The sequence below is a fragment of the Pseudoalteromonas sp. SG45-2 genome (genome assembly GCF_014164115.1).
In the GTDB taxonomy this organism is placed as follows: domain Bacteria; phylum Pseudomonadota; class Gammaproteobacteria; order Enterobacterales; family Alteromonadaceae; genus Pseudoalteromonas; species Pseudoalteromonas distincta.
On the sequence record NZ_JACJEO010000002.1, the window covers coordinates 215,992 to 235,448 of the forward strand.

14 protein-coding genes are annotated in these 19,457 nt (G+C 38.9%); 5 read left to right on the forward strand and 9 right to left on the reverse strand.

The genetic code is table 11. The features are described from left to right. Nucleotides 1-7: 7 nt before the first annotated feature. Both H5116_RS02140 and H5116_RS02145 read right to left on the reverse strand, forming a co-directional pair. A complete protein-coding gene (locus tag H5116_RS02140) occupies nt 8-1,333 on the reverse strand; it encodes a murein L,D-transpeptidase (protein ID WP_182715446.1) in 1,326 nt (441 codons plus the stop codon). A 210-nt stretch (nt 1,334-1,543) separates the two neighbouring features. After that, nucleotides 1,544-2,521 (reverse strand): DNA topoisomerase IB, encoded by a 978-nt coding sequence (locus H5116_RS02145; protein WP_182715447.1) that lies wholly within the window; start codon nt 2,519-2,521, stop codon nt 1,544-1,546. A gap of 311 nt (nt 2,522-2,832) precedes the next feature. Here H5116_RS02145 and H5116_RS02150 point away from each other — a divergent pair, with 311 nt between their 5' ends. Both H5116_RS02150 and purU read left to right on the forward strand, forming a co-directional pair. Then, on the forward strand, nt 2,833-4,719 hold the full coding sequence (locus tag H5116_RS02150; RefSeq protein ID WP_182715448.1) for a hypothetical protein: 1,887 nt from the start codon (nt 2,833-2,835) through the stop codon (nt 4,717-4,719). 206 nt (nt 4,720-4,925) lie between these two features. After that, complete coding sequence (gene purU, locus H5116_RS02155) at nt 4,926-5,756, forward strand: formyltetrahydrofolate deformylase (protein WP_024597310.1); 831 nt, start codon at nt 4,926-4,928, stop codon at nt 5,754-5,756. A 101-nt stretch (nt 5,757-5,857) separates the two neighbouring features. On the opposite strand, the gene H5116_RS02160 is transcribed toward purU, so the two are convergent. Further along, on the reverse strand, nt 5,858-6,508 hold the full coding sequence (locus tag H5116_RS02160) for a response regulator transcription factor (RefSeq protein WP_002958948.1): 651 nt from the start codon (nt 6,506-6,508) through the stop codon (nt 5,858-5,860). A gap of 104 nt (nt 6,509-6,612) precedes the next feature. After that, complete coding sequence (gene acs, locus H5116_RS02165; RefSeq protein WP_024597311.1) at nt 6,613-8,553, reverse strand: acetate--CoA ligase; 1,941 nt, start codon at nt 8,551-8,553, stop codon at nt 6,613-6,615. Nucleotides 8,554-8,997: 444 nt separating this feature from the next. Here acs and H5116_RS02170 point away from each other — a divergent pair, with 444 nt between their 5' ends. Both H5116_RS02170 and H5116_RS02175 read left to right on the forward strand, forming a co-directional pair. After that, nucleotides 8,998-10,164, forward strand: a complete 1,167-nt coding sequence (locus H5116_RS02170; RefSeq protein WP_024600614.1) for a DcaP family trimeric outer membrane transporter — start codon at nt 8,998-9,000, stop codon at nt 10,162-10,164. Between the two features lie 219 nt (nt 10,165-10,383). After that, nucleotides 10,384-12,507, forward strand: a complete 2,124-nt coding sequence (locus H5116_RS02175) for a TonB-dependent siderophore receptor (RefSeq protein WP_182715449.1) — start codon at nt 10,384-10,386, stop codon at nt 12,505-12,507. Nucleotides 12,508-12,696: 189 nt separating this feature from the next. Here H5116_RS02175 and recA read toward each other — a convergent pair whose 3' ends face one another. Together recA and H5116_RS02185 are read right to left on the reverse strand one after the other, a co-directional pair. Continuing rightward, a complete protein-coding gene (recA, locus tag H5116_RS02180) occupies nt 12,697-13,740 on the reverse strand; it encodes a recombinase RecA (protein WP_002958952.1) in 1,044 nt (347 codons plus the stop codon). A gap of 67 nt (nt 13,741-13,807) precedes the next feature. Continuing rightward, a complete protein-coding gene (locus H5116_RS02185) occupies nt 13,808-14,296 on the reverse strand; it encodes a CinA family protein (RefSeq protein ID WP_024597314.1) in 489 nt (162 codons plus the stop codon). A 21-nt stretch (nt 14,297-14,317) separates the two neighbouring features. Between H5116_RS02185 and mutS the strand changes: the two genes are divergently transcribed. Continuing rightward, complete coding sequence (gene mutS / locus H5116_RS02190; protein WP_182715450.1) at nt 14,318-16,903, forward strand: DNA mismatch repair protein MutS; 2,586 nt, start codon at nt 14,318-14,320, stop codon at nt 16,901-16,903. A 91-nt stretch (nt 16,904-16,994) separates the two neighbouring features. Here the strand turns inward: mutS and rpoS are convergent, their stop codons facing one another. Genes rpoS through H5116_RS02205 form a run of 3 tightly spaced genes read right to left on the reverse strand, consistent with a single transcriptional unit; the run spans nt 16,995 to nt 19,449 of the window. Then, nucleotides 16,995-17,969 (reverse strand): RNA polymerase sigma factor RpoS, encoded by a 975-nt coding sequence (gene rpoS, locus H5116_RS02195; RefSeq protein WP_002958955.1) that lies wholly within the window; start codon nt 17,967-17,969, stop codon nt 16,995-16,997. A 35-nt stretch (nt 17,970-18,004) separates the two neighbouring features. Next, on the reverse strand, nt 18,005-18,829 hold the full coding sequence (locus H5116_RS02200) for a peptidoglycan DD-metalloendopeptidase family protein (RefSeq protein WP_182695077.1): 825 nt from the start codon (nt 18,827-18,829) through the stop codon (nt 18,005-18,007). Between the two features lie 41 nt (nt 18,830-18,870). Beyond that, the gene (locus tag H5116_RS02205; protein WP_002958957.1) at nt 18,871-19,449 is read right to left on the reverse strand and encodes a YqaA family protein; all 579 of its coding nucleotides are present in this window, start codon (nt 19,447-19,449) and stop codon (nt 18,871-18,873) included. Between the last annotated feature and the right edge of the window lie 8 nt (nt 19,450-19,457).

The following is a 19,457-nucleotide window of genomic DNA, read 5'->3' on the forward strand; positions in this document are numbered from 1 at the left end:
CCTCTCATTATTTATTTTTTAATAAAGCGGCAATCACCGACTGTTCATCATTTTTTAATAGCGCTTTTTTATCGCGTTGATATATGTCATCTCTAAAGTTAACCAGCTTATTTTCGTCAACCCATGCAGTCCAATAAACTAAATGAATAGGAAGAGGCTCATCTAAATAAAACGTCTGAGTACTATTTTGAGCAAGTGCGCTGTCCATATTATTGAGTGTTTGCACTTCTCCTTCGTGCTTAATAATTTCACGCGCTAACGAAAAAGGCTTTTCTATTCTTATACAGCCATGCGATAAAGCTCGGTTTGCTTGGCTAAAACGGTGCTTTGCTGGTGTATCGTGAACATAAATTGCTTCGGCATTGGGGAATAAATACTTAACTTCCCCTAGGGGGTTTTCTTCACCAGCACGTTTTACTAAAAAGTGATCAAATTGGTACGGCTTAATAGAATCCCAATCAATATTGCTTGGATTAACAGTTTGTGAGTCTAGGTAGCTGTTTTTTCTAATTTCAATATTATTTTTTACAAGATAGTCAGGGTCCTCGGCTACCTTTGGAGCAATTTCTTTGGTGGCAATTGAGGTGGGTATACGCCATTCAGGATTAACTACAAACTTTTCTATTTCGTCGCTAAATGCAGGTGTTTCCCAACTTGGTTTACCTACAATTACGTTATTTTTCAATTTCACATCGCCAGCTTTTACAAATCGTAAGCTGTATTCAGGAATATTTACATACACATATTGCTCATCACTTGCGCCTGCAAAGTTAGTTATTCTATAAAAGTTAAGTTTTAATTTATCGAGTTTTTGTTGTGCGGGCACATTAAGCGATGCAAAAGTACGCTTACCCACTCGGCCATCAACTTTTAAACCATGGCGGCTTTGAAATTGCTTAACAGCTTGCTCTATATCTTTATCAAACGTGCATATAGCTTCGTCGCACACATTAGTTTTTAAGTCACGCTCTTGATATAAACGCTGTGCAAGTAAGCTCACCTGTTTATTATTACTGCCTAGTTCAAGCAATTCATCGTTATATAAGTGTGTAAAACCACCTTTGTTAACTATTTCTTGATACCAATTAATGGCTTTTTCTGTACGTTCAATTAACTGCGCTGAATATTGGTCAAAGTAGTAGGTGTCATCAGCTTGCATGTACTTTTGTGAGTTATAAGTAGTTAGTGAAGAGTTAGCGAGTACCACACTTTCAAGCTCATTGGCAGCGAGTGTTGGTGCAGAGCATAAGCCGCTCATGCCAATAAACAATGCAGTTTTTAAAGTAAAACCCTTTGCTTTAGTAAGCGCTTGATTTGAAAATGACCCCTTCACTGTGTACCTCCTCGCTAAATATCGTTGATAAATGCTTATGTACTTACCACTAAGTAGTACACTGGAGGTGCAACGGTAATGCCAAATTAAAGTTTCAAAATAAACAATTGAAATTTAATGACTTTTTAAAAATCCTTATTCTAAACGTTAATAAATTAAATTAGAGAATATGTAATTAATATGCTCAAGTGTGTAAAGTTGCTATGGCAATTAATCTTTTAAAAAAGCTAAAAAACCACGTTCATAACGACTCAAGTACTTTGTTTTTCGTGGTAATGAAAGGGACTCTCTCCACGCAGTTTGAGTATCTTCATCTTCTTTACACAGGGTAATTAAATCGGGATGCACATAAGATTTGCGTGCTATAGCTGGAGTATTACCAAGTTGCTCAGATACGCTATCAAGCATGCTTTTTAAAGTAAGCGCCCCTTTAGCTTTAGCTAATTGTTTGAATGCAATAACGCTTGCTCGCCAAGTTCTAAAGTGTTTTGCACTAAACTCCTCGCCCATTATTTGCTGAATGTATTGATTTATTTCACTTGATGTAACATTTGTGCGCTCACCTTCATTTATATACTGAAATAAATGCTGCCCGGGTAAATCTTGTAAGTCTTTTATAACATGACTAAGCACCCTGTCGGTTATATTTACTTCACGTTCTTTACCTGATTTGGCACGATATTTTAGTTGAATATTTTTGCCCGTGAGTTTTGCATGACGTGTTCGTAATGTTGTCGCACCAAAACTTTTATTTTGCTTTACGTTACGCTCGTTACCTACCCTCAGCGCACCTAAATCCATAAGTCTTACAACTGCTGCTAAAGTGCGTTCAATATTAAGCTCATCGCCTTGTAAGTCTGTTTCTAAACGCGCTCTTAACAAAGGGAGTTTATTACCAAATACTCCACATGCTTGGTATTTTTTTGCTTCTTGTTGCGCCCTAAATTCAGGATGGTAACGGTATTGCTTTCGCCCCTTACTATCAAATCCTGTCGCTAAAATATGCCCGTTTTCTTCTGGGCAAAACCAGCCGTTTTTATAGGCAGGCGGAAATGCCAATCCATTCAAACGATCAATCACATTTTGCTCTTTTATTTGCTTACCGATTGGATCAAAGTAAAGCCAACTTTTATGTTTAAGTTTACGAGTGATCCCTGGTAAATTATCGTCTACATAAATTAGCTTCATTAACCCTCCAGTTATATTTAAGCATGCGTCGGAATACAAAATGTATCACTTTAAAATAACCTTAAACTGAACAAGATTATTGATATATAATAAAAAACCAACAACAATTATAAATACTTAATATATATTAATAATTCTATTTAGGTTTTCGTAAAAGTAGGTCGAACTTACGCGCCAGCAACAAGTCTATTACGATTAAACTCAATGCACTTAGCGCTAAAAAAGCTACTTGAGATAGATTTATTATCCTAAGTTCAGATTAATTACACTTTGTCCCCCGCAATTGGGGTGCTGTTTAAATGGAGAATTCAATGGCTTTTGATTATGGATCGATTGATCTTGGACTAAAAAACCCCTTCAAACTGGAAGGTAAAGTAACAGCATTAAGAGGACTCATTGAGTCTATAGCAGGTATTAGTTTACTTGTTATTGCTGCGGGCTCTGTGAAAGAAGATACAACCGCAGGTTGGATTTTAATGGTGTTTGGCATGCTTATTTTAGCATTCGGCATTCGCTCACTATCGGCAGGTATTTATGCAACACTTAAATACTTTGTAGGTAGAAACCACCCAACTTCACTTGCTTATAACTACAGTAAATCGCAAGCATCAACCGCTCAAGAAGAACAAAAAGAAGTAGCCTACACAGCGCAATCACTTGAAGAAATGCTGGTTGGTCGTAAAAACAGTACATTTAAAGAGCCTAATGGTTTTTTATCTCGCTTACTTCACAGCTTAATCCCTAAGTTATTGTTTCTACCATATCCTATTCGAAATGTTGCCCAGCGATTATTTGGCTCATGGGTAAGCACCTTTGTCGCCCTTATTGCTTATGGCCTTGTTGCATTTGTATCTTTGTCGGGCTTTACCGGTGAAGCTGGGGAATTAGCATTTCCGGTCTATAGTGCAATATTAATGTTTTACGTGCTTTTTTCGTGGCGCTCTACAGGTAAACCTATCTCTCGAAATGCAGAAAAGAATATTGAAGCACTTGGTACTGGTGCACTCGCTAAAATTATTTCTTTATCTTTTATTTTACCCATCGCTATTGGTCTTTCTATGTCATGGTTGATGAAAGAGCAGCACATTAGTAAACAAGAAATAGATAACTGGCTTGAGCAACTGCCTAGTCTTCATGCTGGAATGTACTTAATTGCAATTATTGTATTAGCAACTCTAAGCTGTGCGCTTGCTTTTATCATGATTAAAGCGCGTTTAAATTCAGTTACCCCTTCAGCTGAAGTATCTGAACTACGTGAAAACTGGCAAGAGTCTGTTCATCCAGACGAGATTTTCATAAACCTCGATAACCTAGTAATGGCTAATCGCCGTTATAAAGAAGTACCTAACAGAGTTTACAGAGAATTAGACCCTAAGCTTCAAGAACAAATAGAAGGTAAAGGCGGTTTTAAAGGTGAAATGATCCAAGAGATTCAGCCTAAACTGCACTCAATGGACTTAGGTAAAAACTTTACACTCGCGAGATTACTTGCTTTGGTGAGCGGTAACTTACTTTATATTGTAGCGTTAGCATTTACTGTACTTTTAGCGTATTCGTTTATTAATATTTACCATTACATTGATGCGGCAAATATTAATAGTTTTAAACAGGCATTTAATAACCAACATGTCATTCAATTTAGTGAGCTATTAATGACAAGCTTTCACTTATTGCTAATAGGCGTACTTATTAAAGCATTTGCGCAGTTACTTGCAAACACAGCGCATCTATTTTTTGCAGAAATGCAATTTGAGTCACTGCTTGTGTACTTTAAATGTGAAGGCACTTTTACTGAGTCTAAAATATCAACAGGTACTGGTATTCACGATAGCACCCGCTCAGAAAATACTTTAGTACGCAGTAGCATAACGCCTTGGATTATTGTTTCTCGTGTTATCTCTACTACGTTTGCTGCAACAGGTATGAAAAACCTTGAACATCCTCGCCACATTATGGAAATGCATAAAAACGAAGGACAATTACAAGCAATCAAAAAAGACGTTATTTCATTCTTAAAAGACCGCGAATCTATCGCCTCAATCACCAGTGAGCGTGATTTAGGTAATGCGTCACAAATACATCAACTAAACCAACAAACGCGCGCTATACCTGCTCAGCAAGCGATAGCGAAAGATGATGAAGAAGCTGCCGGGTATTTAAGACAAGAAGAAAACTTATCTCCCGAGCCCAAGGGTTAATTAACCTCAAACCTAGATAATTTTTATTAATGCCACCTTGTTAACTTAGGTGGCATTTTTTTTAACCTCTATTCAATACTTTTTAACTTTATTACCTCTTTTGCACTCAACAACATGATTAATATTGGATTAGTTCACAAAGCCCTTGCTTTATGTGCCAAAACACAAATAATGAAAGGATTAATTACAGGGTAAGAATGAGGACAATGAGCTATATACTAACCACCCAATGTGCTGATGATGTAGGCTTAATAGCTAAAATTACAGGGCTTTGCCATAAAAATAATTTAAACATTACGCGTAACAACGAATTTGTAGATAAAGACGCGCAGCGGTTTTTTATGCGTACAGAGCTTACAGGCGAGCCACAAAGCGACTTTTTAGATCAACTACGCGCATTGTTGCCACAAGGCGCTAAACTTGCGCTACATTGCGGCGCAAAAACTAAAGTAGTTTTATTGGCAACTAAAGAAGCTCATTGTTTAGGTGGTATGCTGTTAAAGCAATTTGAACAAACTCTTAATATTGAAGTACTCGCTGTAATTGCTAACTATGCTGATTTAGAGCCGCTAGCTAAAGGGTTTGGGGTGCCATTTCATGTTGTATCGCACGAAGGATTAACCCGTAGCGAGCATGATAAAAAGGTAGGCGATTTAATTGCCAGTTACAATCCTGACATTATTGGTCTTGCTAAATACATGCGTATTTTAAGTCCTGAATTTGTGGGTCGATTTGAAGGTAAAATAATTAATATTCATCACTCATTTTTGCCAGCATTTATAGGGGCTAAACCTTATCATCAAGCATTTGAGCGCGGTGTAAAAATTATTGGTGCTACCGCTCACTTTGTTAATAATGAGCTTGATGAAGGTCCTATTATTTTGCAAGATGTAACCAGCGTTACACATGCTAATACCGCCGAAATGATGGCTAAAATGGGCAAAGATGTTGAAAAGACTGTGTTTTGTAAAGCACTTCAACTTGCCTCAGAGCATAAGCTATTTATTAATGGTAATAAAACCGTGGTGTTTTCTTAGCATTAATCCAACTGCTTAATTATTCTACATATGAAAAAATGCCAGCATTGTTGCTGGCATTTTTTTGCTCATAAATAAGCTAATAACTTTTTAAATGTAAATTATGCCTGCTCTATTGGTTCGAGCTTTAATTTAGCGGCAATTAAAACGGCTTGGGTACGATTGTACACACCGAGTTTTCTAAATATGGCTGTAATGTGTGCTTTTACTGTCGCTTCTGATATGTGTAGTTCATAAGCAATTTGCTTATTAAGTAAACCTTCGTGCAGATATTGCAGCACTCGGTATTGTTGAGGCGTTAATGAGGCAACTTGCGCTGCTATTTCTCTATCTTCACCTTCAATTTCAGCTACTTTGTTTTTTAGCTCTTTTGGTAGCCATGTATCGCCTTCAAGTATTTGGTTAATTGCACTGGCAATATCATCAGACGATGATGATTTAGGAATAAAACCCATAGCGCCGTAACCCATTACTTTAGAAACGATATTCACGTCTTCACTACCCGAAACAACGGCAATAGGTAAGCTTGGGTATTCTTCTCTAATACGAATAAGACCATATAAATCACCATTACCTGGCATGTGAAGGTCTAGCAGTAATATATCAAGATCCTCTTGCTCGCTTAACACTTGCAGTGTGCTGTCAAAATCGGATGATTCAAAAACCTCTAAACCCTCAAATTTTGCGCTCAGTGCGCCCTTTAGTGCTTCACGAAATAACGGATGATCGTCCGCTATTAAAAACTGACTCATGGTTCACTCCTAATAAATTCGGCTGCCAGTTAGGTTTAAAACCTTTACTGACAGCCGATATACTACGTTTAGAATCAACTTGTAATCAAGTTTTTAACGCACATTTAACGATTTAATCTGTTCTCGATTAGTTCATCGACAACTGAAGGATCGGCAAGCGTTGACGTATCACCGAGTTGTTGGTGCTCATTTGCAGCGATTTTACGTAAAATACGACGCATAATCTTGCCTGAACGTGTTTTTGGCAAACCCGGTGACCATTGAATCATATCTGGAGATGCAATTGGGCTGAGCTCTTTACGAACCCAATTACGTACCTCTTTAGTTAATTCATCGCTTACAGTTACACCTTCGTTAGGCGTAATGTAAACATAAATACCTTGGCCTTTAATATCATGGGGGTAACCTACAACAGCAGCTTCTGCTACCGCTTCATGCGCAACTAACGCACTTTCAATTTCGGCAGTACCAAGGCGGTGCCCAGACACATTAAGTACATCGTCCACACGGCCTGTGATCCAGTAATAACCATCTTCATCACGACGACAACCATCGCCTGTAAAGTAAACTCCTGGGTAGGCGCTAAAATAAGTTTGTTCAAAACGTTCATGGTCGCCATAAACAGTTCGAGCTTGCGATGGCCAACTATCTAAAATAACTAAATTACCATCTACGGCACCTTCGAGTGTATTACCTTCAGCATCAAATAATGCAGGCGCAATACCAAAAAATGGATGTGTTGCAGAACCTGGTTTTGTATCAGTAGCACCCGGAAGTGGTGTGATCATAATGCCACCGGTTTCTGTTTGCCACCATGTATCAACAATCGGGCAATTAGATTTACCAATACTCTCGTAATACCATGTCCACGCTTCTGGATTTATTGGCTCACCTACTGAACCTAAAATACGTAAACTATCGCGATGTGACGAAGCTGTAGGCTCATCACCTTTAGCCATTAGTGCTCTAATTGCTGTAGGGGCGGTATATAAAATAGTAACACCGTGTTTATCAACTACTTCGCCCATACGCCCTGCAGTTGGATAAGTGGGGACTCCTTCAAATAAAACCTGAGTACAACCGTTTACTAATGGCCCGTACGCAATGTAACTGTGGCCTGTGATCCAACCTACATCGGCACTACACCAATACACATCATCTTCTTTTAAATCAAATACGTATTCATGTGTCATTGATGAGTAAACTAAGTAGCCACCTGTAGTATGTACAACACCTTTAGGCTGACCAGTAGAACCTGATGTATACAATATAAACAAAGGATCTTCAGCATTCATTGGCTCTGGCTCACACTGTGCCGGTAAGTCAGCAACTAGCTCGTGCCACCATATATCGTGCTCATTCCAATCAACTTCACCGCCTGTTAATTGATGTACAATAACGTGTTCAATTGTGGTTACAGTTTCTTGCGCTACCGCTTCATCTACATTTGCTTTTAATGGAACACAATTTCCTGCTCTGCGTCCCTCATCAGAAGTAATAACAACCTTAGCACCAGAATCTCTAATACGATCAGCAATAGCCGATGGTGAAAAACCACCAAATACAACAGAATGAATAGCACCAATACGTGCACAAGCTTGCATTGCATACACCGCTTGTGGGGTCATTGGCATATAAATAGCTACGCGGTCACCTTTTTGTACACCCAGTTTTTTTAAACCATTGGCAAATTTAGCCACTTCGTCATGAAGTTTTTGATAAGTAATGTTCTCACTTTGAGAAGGATCATCACCTTCCCAAATAAGCGCAATTTTGTCTGCTTTCGTTTTTAAGTGGCGGTCAATACAGTTGTAAGACGCATTTAAATAGCCATCTTCATACCATTTAATACTGATGTGGCCTTTATCAAAAGAGGTGTTTTTAACTTTAGTGTAAGGAGTAGACCAATCGAGGCGTTTGCCATGCTCACGCCAAAAACTTTCAGGGTCATCAATAGATTGCTTATAAAGCGTATTATATTTATTTTTATCAATGAGAGTCGCATCTTTAATGTGCGCAGGAACTGGATAGATACTTTGTGACATCTTCGTCTCCATTTAAATTACTTGCCTTAAGCTTTTATCAAGGATTACTCAGCAGTACTTTATTAAGTATTAGACCTTAGTTGTACTCTACTCCAATTTACTCATTTGTAGTTTATAATCCACCTGCTTTCAATTTTTTTACATAAATAATACAACGCGTTAAATGTAAGTAAATGCAAACTAATCAACTCTAAAACCTTAGTCTTATAGACCAATAGGTAATTGAGTAAATATTGCACATATTCAAAAGTGTTTGTGTACTTTTTAATAAAGATATTTGCGGTATTACTTGCTAAAGCTTTATTTAACGAATGAAAACAATATGTGTATTGAGAAGCCAAACTAACACCCTTTTTTATTCGTAAGTAATACTAGTAGCAAGTAATACAACCTTACATGAAAAAAAAAGCAACAAACAACAAGTAGCCTATAAAGGACACCACAATGAAATTTACCCCATTAAAAACATTAGCAGCAAGCGCTGTATTATGTGCATTATCAAGCACTGCTTATGCAGCGACTGCCGCAAAAATTGGTGATACGGAATTTACTTACGGTGGATACATTAAACTCGACTCTATGTGGAGTGATTATTCAGCGGGTGCGCCTGCAGGCTCAAACGTAGGTCGTGACTTTTACGTACCAAGTACGTTAACAGTTGGCGATGATAACAGCTCAGATGCTGTATTTGATATGCATGCTCGTGAGTCACGTTTTAACTTTGGCACAGCCACTGTTATGGATAACGGTAAAACCGTTAATACTAAAATTGAAATTGACTTTTTGGCCTCGGCTGCTGGCGGTAATGAGCGAGTTTCAAATTCTTACGCCCCGCGTATTCGCCATGCCTTTGTGACTTACGATGGTTGGTTATTTGGTCAAACATGGTCTAACTTCCAAAACGTGGGGGCGCTTGCTGAAACGCTTGATTTTGTAGGCCCTGCTGAGGGCACTGTGTTTGTGCGTCAATCGCAAATTAAATACACCACTGGCGCATGGTCGTTTTCATTAGAAAACCCAGAAAGTACAATTTCTACTACTAGCGGTATGGTAGTAACTGATGATGCATCATTGCCTGACTTTACAGCTCGTTACACACACAAAGCCGATTGGGGTAACATTGTGGTTGCAGCGCTTGCTCGCCAACTTACTTATAAAGTAGGCAGTGTTGATGCAGATGAAACTTCTTTTGGTATTAGTGCATCAGGTAAAATAAACCTTGGTGAAGACAACCTTAAATTTATGCTTACTCAAGGTAAAGGCTTAGGCCGTTACGTAGGCTTAAACGTTGCTCACGGTGCTGTACTTAATGGTGATGAACTAGATGCAATTGATTCGACTTCTGGTTTTGTTGCTTACCAGCACAAGTGGACAAGCCAATGGCGTTCAACGTTCTTATATTCATTCTTCAGTGCTGATAACAACACTGATTTATTAGCTATTTCTGGTGATCCGACTGAATCAAGCCAAAGCTATAGCGCTAACATTCTATACTCACCGGTTAAACGTCTAACTTTTGGTGCTGAGCTAAAGCATGCTGAGCGTGAAACTGAAAGCGGCGTTGATGGCGATTTAGACCGCTTACAGTTTTCTGTTAAATACTCTTTTTAATAGCTAAAAAGCTAACTACTTTAAAAAGCGGCCTAGGCCGCTTTTTTTATAAGCGAGATTGAGTTCTATATAATTCATCAATTCGTACCTAAAATCTTTATATATGGCGCTAAAATCCAAAAAAATAGAATTATTATTGATAAAAACACTAAACACAATTGCAAATCGATATCATTTAGATTAAGTTACGCACTTCTTTTGAACTAACTGGAAAAACTTATGTCGTCCCCTCAAGTTTTGCGTTTATCTAAACTAAGCTTTGCTACTTCTTTAATTTTATCTGGTTATGCACTTGCTGATGAGGCAAATGTAAAATCTGAACCTCTCGAAAAAATTGCGGTATATGGTCAGCATCATAAAAACTACATTACTGAAGAAGCGCAATCGGCTACCAAACTAGGTTTAACAATTAAAGAAACACCACAATCAATCTCGGTAGTTTCACGCGCATTAATGGACGACTTTTCACTAGACGATATAAACTCAGTACTTGAAAGCACGCCAGGCGTAACAGTAGAGCAAATAGAAACAGATCGTACTTACTTTAAGGCCCGTGGTTTTGAAATTACGAACTTTCAAGTTGATGGCTTAGGGATCCCACAAAGCTCAGGCTCTATTCAAGGCAGTCTTGATACATCAATTTATGACCGTGTAGAGATAGTTCGCGGTGCTAATGGTTTAATGACTGGCGCTGGTAATCCTTCTGCAACTGTTAACATGGTTTTAAAAAAGCCAACTTATACAACACAGGCAAATGCATCAGCATCTTATGGCTCATGGAATAAAAAACGTTTAGATTTAGATGTATCTACGCCAATAAATGAAGACCACGCTGTACGCGCTGTATTTACAAAGCAAAAAGCTGACTCATATTTAGATCGCTACGAAACAGATAAAACCATTGTTTACTTAGCCTACGAAGGCAAATTAACAGACAACACATTATTAAGCGTTAACTACGTTAACCAACAAAAAGACGCAGATAGCCCGCTGTGGGGTGCACTACCTCTTTATTATACAGACGGAACAGCAACCGATTACGACGAATCAACCAGCACCGCTGCTGACTGGTCTTACTGGGATAACAGTGCTGAGCAAGTATATGTAACACTTGAACAAAACTTATCGGCAACATGGGTAGCTAGAGCACGTTATGCTCACATCGAAAACGAACAAGACTCAGAGTTGTTCTACGTATACGGCACCCCTGATAAAGATACTGAACTTGGTTTAACAGGTTATGCTAGCCGTTATGATTACGAAGATAAGCATGACTTATTTGATTTATATGCCAGTGGTAAGTTCAATTTATTTGGCCAAGAGCACGACCTATCATTTGGTGTTAGCCAAGCTAAAATGGATTACAACGAGCAATCTCTTTACGATTACACTACAGGCAATGGTTTTCCAGCTATGCCATCACTTAAAACGTGGGATGGTGTAGTACCAGAGGCAACACTTGCTGATGGCTTAAATGGTAGTGATATTACTAACGAGCAAAAATCAGCTTACATATCTACTCGCATTAGATTAAGTGAGCCTTTAAGTGTGCTCGCTGGTGTGCGTTATACCGATTGGAAAACAAAAGGGAGTGCTTACGGTGTTGAGCAAACAAGAAGCGACTCTGAAGTTATTCCTTATATTGGCACGGTGTACGACTTTAACGAGTCTCTATCAGCTTATGCAAGCTACACAGAAACATTTGTACCGCAAAAAGAGCTTGATATTAATGCCAACCAATTAGCTCCCGTAATAGGTAAAAGCAGTGAAGTTGGTATAAAAGCACAGTTACTTGATGACCAAATTTTCGTAACTTTTGCTTACTTCGATGCAAAGCAGGAAGGGCTTGCCATAGCTTTACCCGACTCACTACCCAGTGATACGCGTTATTATGCAGCAGATGGTATTAACAGCAACGGCTTTGAAGTTGAACTAAGTGGTCGAATAACTGATGATTTAAGCGCAAGTGTAAGTTTTAGTAACCTAACTATTGATGGTGATGATTTAGTTAAAGATTACACACCTGAAAACCAACTTAAAGTGGCCGCAACCTACCAAGTACCTTTAGTTGATGGTTTATCATTTGGTGCAAACTATCGCTGGCAGGATTCAACTAGCCGAGTTCAAGTCGAAGATGCAAATGGTATTGCAAGCGTCACTACTCACCAAGATGCATACGGGTTACTTGATTTAATGGCCACTTACGAAATTACAGATAACGTAGGAGTCACTTTCAATGTAAATAACACCACCGGTGAAAAATATTTGCACAGCCTGTACTGGGCACAAGGTTACTACGGTGCACCTCGTAACTACGCCCTATCTGTAAACTGGCAATTATAAATATATTTGATTAATTAAAGACTCTAGATTTTTTTCTATTGAATTAAAAAACGACACATTTTTAATGTGTCGTTTTTATTTTATCTAACCTGATGTAAGTTTTTAATAACAAAAAAGCGCTAATCATTACTGATTAGCGCTTTTCAAAGCTCGGGTCAAATCAAGCTTAAAAACTCATTTGGGTGCAGTTTAAAGGTCTGGATCGTCGCCTAACTTATCTTCACCGTCTTCAGGTTCAATAGTTGCTTTTAGTAAAAGCATTTCGCGTAACTTACCTTCAATCTCATCTGCAATTTCTGGGTTTTCTTTCAAAAACTTAATTGAGTTAGATTTACCTTGGCCAACCTTGTTGCCACTGTAACTGTACCAAGCACCTGCTTTTTCAACAATTTTATGCTTAACACCTAAATCAATTAACTCGCCTTGCTTAGAAATACCTTCGCCATACATGATGATAAATTCAGCTTGTTTAAATGGCGGCGCTACTTTGTTTTTAACAATTTTAACGCGGGTTTCGTTACCAACAACTTCATCACCTTCTTTCACAGAACCAATACGACGAATATCAATACGTACCGATGCGTAAAACTTAAGTGCATTACCACCCGTTGTTGTTTCTGGGTTACCAAACATAACACCAATTTTCATACGGATTTGGTTAATGAAAATACATAACGTGTTAGAACGTTTAATATTACCAGTAAGCTTACGTAATGCCTGTGACATTAAACGTGCTTGTAAGCCCATGTGCGAGTCGCCCATGTCGCCTTCAATCTCAGCTTTTGGTGTAAGTGCAGCAACCGAGTCAATAATAACGACGTCTACTGCGCTTGAACGTACTAACATGTCACAAATTTCTAGTGCTTGCTCACCTGTATCAGGTTGAGATACAAAAAGGTCATCAATATTTACACCTAGTTTTTGTGCATATACAGGATCAAGAGCATGCTCAGCATCAATGAAAGCACATGTTTTACCTTCTTTTTGAGCTTCTGCGATAACTTGTAAAGTAAGCGTTGTTTTACCAGATGACTCAGGACCATACACTTCAACAATACGTCCCATAGGTAAGCCACCTATGCCTAAGGCAATATCAATACCTAGTGAACCTGTAGATACAGATTCAATGTTTAACGCTTTGTTGTCACCCAATTTCATAATTGAGCCTTTACCAAATTGACGTTCAATTTGTGATAGTGCTGCGTCTAACGCTTTTTGTTTGTTATCGTTCATTTTGTTCTCCAATCCAGCTAATGCGAACAAGTATACTGTATGAAATCACAGTATCAAGCTAATTTTTTCATTTTATCTCATCTATTACACTTTTTAATGCAAATACAATAGCTTGCAGTCTTACTTGAGCCCTATCACCAGTAAATATTTGTTTAAAGGTCAGTACTTTGTCATCAATTTGTATGCCAAACCATACAAGTCCAACAGGTTTACCTTCTGTCGCCCCGCCAGGCCCTGCAATGCCCGATACAGCTATAGATATATTAGCGTTTGTTGCTTTAATAGCACCTACTGCCATTTCATGGACTGTTTGCTCGCTCACAGCACCGTATTGATTTAATGTACTAGCACTAACATTGAGCAAATCTTGCTTTGCTTGGTTACTATAAGTGACAAATGCACGGTCGATATAAGCTGAGCTTCCAGGTGTATCGGTAAGCGCATAACTCACTCCGCCACCAGTACATGACTCAGCAGTAGTGATCCATAAGCATTTATCCGTTAAAATAGCGCCTAATTGCGCAGCAAGTGTTTTAATCTCTTGATGTAACTCCATATTCAGCCTTTGGGTAAATACATGTCGTTTGATCTTTATGCACCACACACTATAAAACAACAAACCCCTATGATGCAGCAGTATCTAAAAATAAAATCAGAGCATCGCGATATTTTATTGTTTTATCGTATGGGCGATTTTTACGAACTTTTTTTTGATGACGCAAAACGCGCCGCTCAATTACTCGATATTTCGCAAACTCATCGTGGTAAAGCTGGCGGCGATCCCATTCCTATGGCTGGCGTACCCTACCATGCGGTAGAAAACTACTTAGCACGTCTAGTCCAAATGGGTGAGTCAGTCGCTATCTGCGAACAAGTGGGAGACCCTGCAACCAGTAAAGGCCCTGTTGATCGTAAAGTAGTGCGTATAGTTACACCCGGTACAATTTCTGATGAAGCGCTTTTACAAGAACGACAAGACAATCTCCTTACCAGCGTTTGGCAAAGTAAAAAAGGCTTATACGGGATTGCTTATTTAGACATTAACTCTGGTCGTTTTAATATTGTCGAGGTAAATACCGACGAAGCCTTTAGCTCAACTATTCAGCGCCTATCACCAGCCGAACTTCTGTATAGCGAAAGCTTTGAAAACGTTCATTTAATTGAACATATAAAAGGCGCTCGCCGTCGCCCAGAGTGGGAATTCGACTTAGATACGGCTCAGCATTTATTATGCGATCAGTTTGGTACTAAAGATTTAGTTGGCTTTGGTGTTGATAAAGCCCATAGCGCGCTTGTTGCTGCAGGTTGCCTAATGCAATACGTAAAAGATACACAACGTATTGCACTGCCGCATATTCGTGCAATTACGCTTGAGCACAACGAACACGCTGTTATTTTAGATGCCGCTACCCGTAAAAATTTAGAATTAACTGTTAATTTATCAGGCGGGTTTGAAAATACACTTGCTCAAGTACTTGATAAAACAGCCACACCTATGGGTTCTCGCTTACTTAAGCGCCGTATTCATACACCAATTCGTAATAAAGACGAGCTAAATTCACGTTTAAATGCCATTAGCGCTATTTTAGATGCGCAGCTTTGCGGTGAATTACACGAATCATTAAAAGAGATTGGTGATGTAGAGCGTGTTATTGCACGCCTAGCTTTTTGTACTGCACGCCCGCGTGATTTAACTCGCCTGCGCAGTGCGCTACAAGCACTTGCACCACTGCATACTTTGTTAGCTGACGCTAACGATCCTCGTATAGCAGGTATCATCAAGCACTCGCCTGAACTCCCTGATTTACAAGCGTTATTAGAACGAGCTGTGATAGAAAACCCACCGGTACTTATTCGTGACGGTGGTGTTATTGCTCCAGGTTACAATAGTGAACTTGATGAGTGGCGTAACTTAAGCAAAGGTGCCACTGATGTCCTTGAGCAATTAGAACTGCGAGAGCGCGAACGTACGGGCATTAGTACGCTTAAAATTGGTTATAACCGCGTACATGGCTTTTTTATTGAAGTAAGTAGAGCTAATGCGCACTTAGTGCCAGCCGACTACATTCGTCGCCAAACGCTTAAAAATAACGAACGCTACATTATTCCAGAGCTTAAAGAGCACGAGGATAAAGTACTCGGTAGCCAATCAAAAGCTCTCGCGCTTGAAAAACAACTATACGAGGAGCTGTTTAGATTTATTGCTCCACATATTGAGCAGTTGCAAATGATGGCAGCAGCATTGGCCGATTTAGACGTTTTAAACAATTTAGCTGAGCGTGCATTCGCACTCAATTATGCAAAACCAGAATTGTGCGATAACGACAATATAAGCATTAAGCAAGGTCGTCACCCTGTTGTTGAACAAGTAATGAAAGAACCGTTTATTGCTAACCCTGTTGAATTAAACAGCCAACGTAAAATGCTAATTATTACCGGTCCAAACATGGGCGGTAAATCAACCTATATGCGCCAAACGGCACTTATTGTTTTAATGGCTCACATTGGCAGTTATGTACCCGCTGACAGCGCTAAAATTGGTAATATCGACCGCATATTTACACGTATTGGTGCAAGCGATGATTTAGCATCAGGGCGTTCAACCTTCATGGTAGAAATGACCGAAACAGCGACTATTTTAAATAATGCCACGGCGCAGTCTTTAGTGTTAATGGATGAGATTGGTCGCGGTACAAGTACTTACGATGGACTCTCTCTTGCGTATGCAACAGCCGATCATTTAGCATCAAAAATATCTGCTAAAACATTGTTTGCTACGCACTACTTTGAATTAACAGAACTTGCTGAGCAAACTACGGGCCTTGTAAACGTGCACCTTGATGCAATAGAGCATAACGACACGATTGCATTTATGCATACAGTTCTCGACGGTGCAGCAAGCAAAAGCTTTGGTTTACAAGTAGCAGCTCTTGCAGGTGTGCCAAAAGCTGTGATTGCACAAGCAAAGCAAAAACTTAAGTTGCTTGAAAATCATCAAAGCGTTACTGCACCAAATACAGAGCAACAAGCCTTTACTTTTAATAACGAAATTGCACAAAGTACACCTTCAGAAGTTGAAGAGCAGTTAAGCGCAATCGACCCTGATAATTTATCGCCACGCCAAGCGCACGATTTGTTATATAAACTAAAAGCATTGCTGTAATTTATATCACCTAATTTACAAGCATAAAAAAAGCCGAAGAATAAACTCTTCGGCTTTTTAACACACATAGTCTCTTAAACTATTTAACTAGTTACGAAAACTGATTAAACAAGCTATCTGTACTTAAACCTTCTTGTTGCAAAATGTCTTTTAGACGACGTAATGCCTCTACCTGAATTTGTCTTACTCGCTCACGTGTTAAGCCTATTTCACGACCTACATCTTCAAGTGTAGATGGCTCATAGCCAAGCAATCCAAATCGACGTGCTAACACTTCACGTTGTTTAGGGTTTAATTCACCTAACCAATCAACAATATGTTTATTAATATCATTATTTTGTACTTCGCCTTCAGGACCAGCACTTTTTTCATCAGGGATGATATCAAGTAGTACACTGTCGTTTTCGCCACCAATAGGCATGTCTACTGATGCAATTCTTTCGTTTAAACGTAGCATTTTAGTAACGTCTTCAACGGGTCTATCTAGGCAAGCTGCAATTTCGTCAGCTGTTGGCTCATGGTCAAGCTTTTGAGTTAACTCACGCGCTGTACGTAAATAGACATTAAGCTCTTTAACTACATGAATAGGTAAGCGAATGGTACGCGTTTGGTTCATAATGGCACGTTCAATTGTTTGACGTATCCACCATGTAGCGTAAGTAGAGAATCTAAATCCACGCTCAGGGTCAAATTTTTCAACTGCGCGAATTAAGCCTAAGTTACCCTCTTCAATTAAATCAAGTAGAGCAAGGCCGCGATTATTGTAACGACGTGCTATTTTAACAACCAAACGTAAGTTACTTTCAATCATACGTTTACGTGAGGCTTCACACCCTCGAAGTGATTTGCGAGAAAAAAACACTTCTTCTTCAGCACTAAGCAAAGGAGAAAAACCAATTTCGCCTAAATAAAGTTGAGTTGCGTCAAGATTTTTAGTTACTTCTTCTTTAGCAAAGATTTCATCGTCGTCTACTTTATCTAGTAGAGCTGTGCTTTCATCAACATCGATGTCATCGAACTTTTCGTCAGTCGTAGTATGTTTGTCAAGTTTTGCTGCGCTAGCCATAAGCCTTCTCCCGAGCAATTATCAATACCTAAAAATTAGGGTAGGTATTTAGCAGGATTGACAGCTTGCCCTCGGTAGCGAATTTCAAAGCGAAGCGCGGTGACCGGAGATTCTGAATTACCAATTTCTGCTATTTTTTGTCCTGCCTTAACTTTCTGCTTTTCTTTAACAAGTAATTTCGAGTTATGTGCATAAGCACTTAGGTAATCATCATTATGTTTCAATATGATTAAACTACCATAACCTCGAAGGGCGTTACCCGCGTATACCACTGTTCCTTGTGCCGCAGCTAAGACTGAAGCCCCTTTGCGATTAGTAATCTGTAAACCTTTATAACCGTTTTCCTTATTAGAAAAGCGTTTGGTAATTTTGCCCTGTGCAGGCCAAAACCACTTAACTTTACTGCTCGACAAACGTTTAGTATTACTAATTTTGTTACTGGCTTGTTTCTGAACATACTCTCGTTGTTTTGGGGGATCAAGCTCTTTCTTTAAAATTTTGTTATTTTTTTGTAATTTTTTTATAGACTTTTTACTCGAATTCGTATAATTTCCATCCCTTTTTGTTTTTTCGGGCTTAGGGAGTAAGGAGATGTTTTGCCCAGGGAAAATTGTGTAAGGTGATGGAATTGAATTGTTTTTTGCCAACTCCCTAAAGTCTTGCCCAGCACTAAAGGCAATAGAGTAGAGCGTATCTCCTTTTTGTACTTTATAGCTAACCCCATTAATGTTAACAGTATGACCTAAATCATTAACATTATTATTTAAGCTACTAACAGGTGCAGGAACATGGCGAGAAGAGCAACCAAAGAGAAAAATACTAATAAATATAGTTACATACAGTAAACACTGTTTATTCATTGTATTTTTCCCCTAAATTAGAAAATTGATATTTTTAACGCTTAACGCAATAAAAAGTAAGCTAGCGCAATTAATACCACTAATCCCCAACCAAGTATTTCAATATACTGACGTAATTTTCGCTCCATTTGAGCTCCGCCCCACTTCATTAAGGCTGAAACTAAAAAGAATCGCGCACCGCGCCCAATGGCTGATGCTATTAAAAATGGCAAAAATGCCATTTGTAAAACACCTGCGCCAATCGTAAATACTTTATATGGTATAGGCGAAAAACCGGCTAAAAACACAACCCAAACACCGTAATCCTTAAACCAGTTTAGTGCTATATCAAACTTTTCTTGCCAGTGCATTTGTGCAATCAATGGCTCTACAACGGGTTCAAATAGCCAAAAACCAAGTAAGTAACCAACCACTCCACCAATAACCGATGCTATTGTGGCAAAGCTTGCAAATCGCCATGCTTTGTTTGGTTGCGCAAGTGACATAGGTGCAAGCATTACATCAGGTGGTATCGGGAAAAAAACTGATTCTGCAAAGCTCATAGCAGCTAAGTAACGTTCCGCATGACGGTGTTTTGCCCACACTAGGGCCATATCGTATAACTTGGTAAACAACTTCAAAATGAATT